Source organism: Bradyrhizobium sp. 61 (assembly GCF_023073075.1).
Taxonomy (GTDB): domain Bacteria; phylum Pseudomonadota; class Alphaproteobacteria; order Rhizobiales; family Xanthobacteraceae; genus Bradyrhizobium; species Bradyrhizobium barranii.
Map to the genome: position 1 here is coordinate 1 of NZ_JADPIU010000016.1, position 5153 is coordinate 5153.

The 5153-nt window shown below is 66.3% G+C and carries 1 protein-coding gene and 1 pseudogene; both read right to left on the reverse strand.

The genetic code is table 11. The features are described 5' to 3' along the window. Positions 1 to 1052 (reverse strand): annotated as a pseudogene (locus tag IVB46_RS45015) (hypothetical protein); the annotation flags it as partial. Positions 1053 to 1311: 259 nt separating this feature from the next. After that, entirely contained in the window at positions 1312 to 4818 is a 3507-nt protein-coding gene (locus tag IVB46_RS07835) for an autotransporter domain-containing protein (RefSeq protein WP_247342419.1), read from the reverse strand. Positions 4819 to 5153 lie beyond the last annotated feature (335 nt).

Sequence of the window (5153 nt, forward strand, 5' to 3'; positions counted from 1 at the left end):
GGGCCGCTGAAACCACCGCCGCCGCCGCCGAAACCACCGCCGCCGCCGCCGTTCAAGCCGGTGCCGCCGCCGCCGCCGAAACCACCCGCCCCGCCGGTCGAGCCGGAACTGCTTGCGCCGCCGAAGCCGCCACCCCCGCCCGCATTTCCGATACCGCCGCCGCCGCCGCCATTCGCACCACCGGTGGTGCCACCACCAAATCCGGCGCCGCCGGCGCCGTTGAGGCCAGCAATCGACAGGAGGCCCGCGGTGCCGTTCGCGCCGCTTCCACCGGCGCCGCTATAGCCGCCGCCGCCGGCGCCAGCGGAACCGCCGAAAATGCCGCCGCCGGCGCCGGAGGAGCCGCTGCCGAAAATGCCGCCGGCGCCGCTGCCGCCGCTGCTGCCGCCGAGGCCGCCGCCGCCGCGAAACGTGTTGATTGTTGCGTTGCCGCCCTTCGCGTTGTTGTTGGCGAAGCTGACGTTGCTCAGCGTCACGTCGGCCGACTGGTTGACGAACAGTGCGCCGCCCGCCCCCATGCCGCCGCCGGCGCCGTTGCCGCCGCCCTGGGCGAGGCCCGCGGACAGGATGACGTTGCTGATCGCCACCTGAGGGCGGTCCGCGATGATCGAGCCCGCCACCCCCGCGCTGGTCTGCGTCGCGGTGTCGACGCCGACCATGAAGATGCGCTGCGAATTGTTGCCGCTGATGGTGAAGCCGTTGCCGTTGATGCTCACCGAGTTGAAGATCGGCGACAGCGGCCCCGACAGCGTGACATTGGTCTGCAGGTTGATGATGAAGCCGCCGGGGGGCGTGGAAGCATTGATCTGCGCGAGCGCGGCGCTAAGCGTGCCGGCGCCGCCAGTCGAGCCCCCCGAGGTGGTGCCGGTGTCGTTGGCGACCGTGACGTTGATCACCGTCTGGGCCCGCGCTCCGGTCACGAGCGCGCCGAGCAAGACGCCGGCGAACAGCGCCGCGCGCATGGTCGCCGCAAAGCGGCTAATCGATCGCTTGCGCCCAACAACGGCCGCGCCGGTTTCCAGCGCGCCTTCAGACGCTACAAAATAAGACAACCCAAACCTCCCCGCAGCCCAAATAGCGACCGTTGAAATACCATTGCGCCGTTGCGGCGCCGGTCGCGCATGGACCCGTTAAGCGGGGCTCTGTGGAATCAGGTTTAGCGGGGGAACATCGCGGTGTCCGACCAATATCGGTCATCCGACAAAGCGCGCCGCCCTATTTGGCCGACTGCGTGATTAATATCACAGGAGGAACGCGGATATCGACATCACCAGTTGGCATTGGAGAGGCGTCGTTCGGGAAGTCGCCACCTCACCACGCATACCGCACGACGCCCTTGCCGGCGTAGCTCCTGGTGAGCTGAGAGAACTCGCCTTCGAAAGTGCCGGCGGCGGACCAGCCGTTCAGCCATTTCTTTTCGGCAGCAGCGGTGACGAGCGCGGAGTCGCTGGCTTGCGCGGCGCCGCCAACGACAAAGGATGCGCCCGGCAGCGTCTGGAACGTCGCGCCGATATTGCGGTCGGGATTGAAATCATGCGCCCATGCCAGGCGCCCTCGCAGCGTGAAGATTCCGTCCGCCATCGCATATGATTTGTCGCTGCGAAGGCCGAGCTCGCTGCGCGTATCAGTGACACTCTTCGAGGCGTAGGCGAGCGCAAAGGTGTTGACGCCGGTTACCGCCTGCTCGGCATAGGCCGGCAGGTCGAAGGTGGTGAACTGTCCTGCCGCGTAGGGCGTGATGCCGATGCCGCCCATCCACGGGCTGACAAAGCGATAGCCGCCTTCGACGCGACCCGAGAAGGCATTGGCGTTGAACTGCGCGCGCAACTGGTCGATGCCGGCCACCGTCACGGTGCGGTTGGTGGTGATGTCCTGCCAGCCATAGGCCAGCGCGCCGGAGAGATACGCCGCACCCGCATTGTGCCGGACGAAGGCGCCGGCCTGGAACAGGTCAGATCGGCCAGAGCCGCCATTGACGACGCTGAAGTTCGTACCACCGCCGGCGAGCGCAAAGCCCGCCAGCGTATTCGGCGAGATACGGTAATCGGCGCCGACCGCGATGCCTGCGATGCGGCTGGTCGTGTTGTTGGAGCCGAGTGTCGTGTTGCCGTCCGTGGTCTGCGAGCCGCCATAGCCTGCCGCCCACACGCTCCAGCGCTGCGCGAACGGATCGGCCATGACGGGCGCCTTGGTGAACATCGCATTGGCGTCCCGCGCCGCACCGGAACGCGGTCTGTCCGGCGAGGCGTAGGCCGACGCGCCCGCGGATGATCCCGCTGAAACGCCATCGCCGCGACCGTCGATGAAGGGATCGGTCAGCACCCCCATGAACTGGTTCATTGCGTTGAAGGTCGTCTGCTGCGAGCCGGTCGCGGTCTCGCCGGAGGTTTGCGACAGCGCGGCTGAAAGATTGCTGCCGGTGAGACCAAACAGCGCGACAAAGCCCGGCGGCAGCGCGCCGCCATTGTTGAAGAAGTTGTTGAGCGTGGATGTGACGGTCTGCCCATTGCCCGGCAGCGAGGTGCCGGCGCCGAGCGAGGCCGTGAGGTTCAGCAACACATCGGACAGCGTGTAGCTCAGGCCGACAGTGAAACCGGGCAGGCTGCTGCTCACGCCGCTGAAGGTGGTGCCGCCGAGGCCGCCGGCCGCCGACAGGATGGTGTAGCTCTTGCGGACATAGGTTCCGGGCAGGAAGCTCGTCTGCACGGTGCCGCCGGTCAGGCTCGCGATGCCCGTGACATTGGCGCGGTCGGCGGCCGATGGCGAGACCTCGACGCGGTAGATGCTGCCGGCGCCGAACGCCAGATCGCCGCCGACCGTCAGCGTGCCGATCGAATTGCCGGGCGCGAGCACGCCGCCGGCGTTGACGGTGGTATTGCCGACGGTGCCGTTGCCGCCGAGCGTGCCACCGGCATTGACCGTCACCGCCGAATTGGCGATGGAGCCGTTGACCGCCAGCGTGCCGCCATTGACCGTGGTCGGCCCGCTATAGGTGTTGGTCGCGGTCAGGATGGTGGTGCCGTTCTCCACCGTCACCGACCCCGCGCCAGAAATGACCGGGGCGAATGTGTAGTTCGAGGCGGTGTGGTTGAAGACGATGCTGCCGGTGCCTGCCCCGAACACGACCGAGGGCGTGGTCAGCGTGCCCGGCGCGGCCGCGGCCTGACCGGAGGCGGCGCCGATATTGAGCGTGCCGGTCGAGCCGAGGTTAAGGGCGATTTGCATGCCCGAAGCCGCCGAGACGGCGCCGCCATTGGCGATCGTCAGCGTGCCGGTGCCGGAATAGCCAACAAAGAGCGAGCCGGAATTGGTCCAGGACGAGCCGGCGCCATCAACCGTCACGGTGCCGGTGCCGGCAAAGAGCCCGAGATAGACGATGTTGGCGTTGCTCACCTTGCCGCCGTTCCGGATCGTCAGCTTGCCGATACCGGAACCGCCGACCCAGAGGTCGCCGGAATTGGTCCAGGACGAGCCGGCGCCATCAACCGTCACGGTGCCGGTCGAATAGTAGCCGAGGAAGCCGTAGTTGTTGCTCACCGTGCCGCCGTTCTGGATCGTCAGCGTGCCGGCGCCGGAATAGCCAACAAAGAGCGAGCCGGAATTGGTCCAGGCCGAGCCGACGCCATCAACCGTCGCTGCGCCGGTCGAGCCGGCATTGAAGCCGAGAACGCCGGTGACGTTGCTCACCTTGCCGCCGTTCCGGATCGCCAGCGTGCCGGTGCCGGACCCGCCGACCACGAGGCCGGAATTGGTCCAGGAGGAGCCGGCACCGTCAACCGTCACGGTTCCGGTCGAGCCGACATTGTTGCCGAGATAGCCGGTGTTGCTGCTCACCGTGCCGCCGTTCCGGATCGTCAGCGTGCCGGTGCCGGAATTGCCGACAGAAAGATCGCCGGAATTGGTCCAGGACGAGCCGACGCCATCGACCGTCACGGTGCCGGTCGAGCCGGTATTGATGCCGAGACCGCCGGTGACGTTGCTCACCTTGCCGCCGTTCCGGATCGTCAGCGTGCCGGCGCCGACATAGCCGACCTCGAGGTCGCTGGAATTGGTCCAGGACGAGCCGGCGCCATCCACCGTTACGGTACCGGTCGAACCGAAATTTTGGCCGAGAACGCCCAAGGCGCTGCTCACCGTGCCGCCGTTCCGGATCGTCAGCGTGCCGGTGCCGGAATTGCCGACAGCGAGGTTGGTGGAATTGGTCCAGGCCGAGCCAGCGCCATCGACCGTCACGGTACCGGTCGAGCCGACATTGGACCCGATCAAGCCGATGTTGGTGTTGCTTACCGTGCCGCCGTTCTGGATCGTCAGCGTGCCGGTGCCGTAATAGCCGACAGCGAACAAGTTGGAAGCGGTCCAGGCCGAGCCGGCGCCATCAATCGTCGCGGTGCCGGTCGAGCCGGCATTGAAGCCGACATAGCCGTTGAAGTCGCTCAAGTTGCCGCCGCTCTGGATTGTCAGCGTGCCGGTGCCGGAAATGCCGACAAAGACAGTGTTCGCCTGCGCGCCGGCCGCTCCGACCACTGTGGCATTGGGCGCAACGGTGTCGATATTCGCGTCGACCGCGCTGGTTGGAACGCCGGCCGACCAGTTGGTGGCGGTGAACCAGTCGGTTGAGGTGCCGCCGGTCCAGTCGATGGCGCGCGATGGCGTCGATGTTGCCAGGACCAGTCCGAGCGCCACCATGGAGCTGGTGCCCAGCAGGCGGCGGGACAACGCGGCCAAGGTCAGCGCCGCAAAGCGGCTAATCGATCGCTTGCGCCCAACAACGGCCGCGCCGGTTTCCAGCGCGCCTTCAGACGCTACAAAATAAGACAACCCAAACCTCCCCGCAGCCCAAATAGCGACGTTTGAAATTCCGTTGCGCCTTTGTGGCGCCCGTCGCGCATGGACCCGTTAAGCGGGGCTCTGCAGTATCAGGTTTAGCGGGGGAACATCGCGGAGTCCGACCAATATCGGTCATCCGACAAAGCGCGCGCCATATTTGGCCGATTGCGTCATTAATATCACAGAAGGAACGCGGACAGGATATGAACGTCCAATGAGTCCACGCCCTAGCACTACTTTGGCAGAATGTGTTTTCGCCGCTGTTTTTCAAGGATTTGCTTTCGGCAATATGGGCACTGCTGGGGCGGCGGCCGAAGGATGGGCAT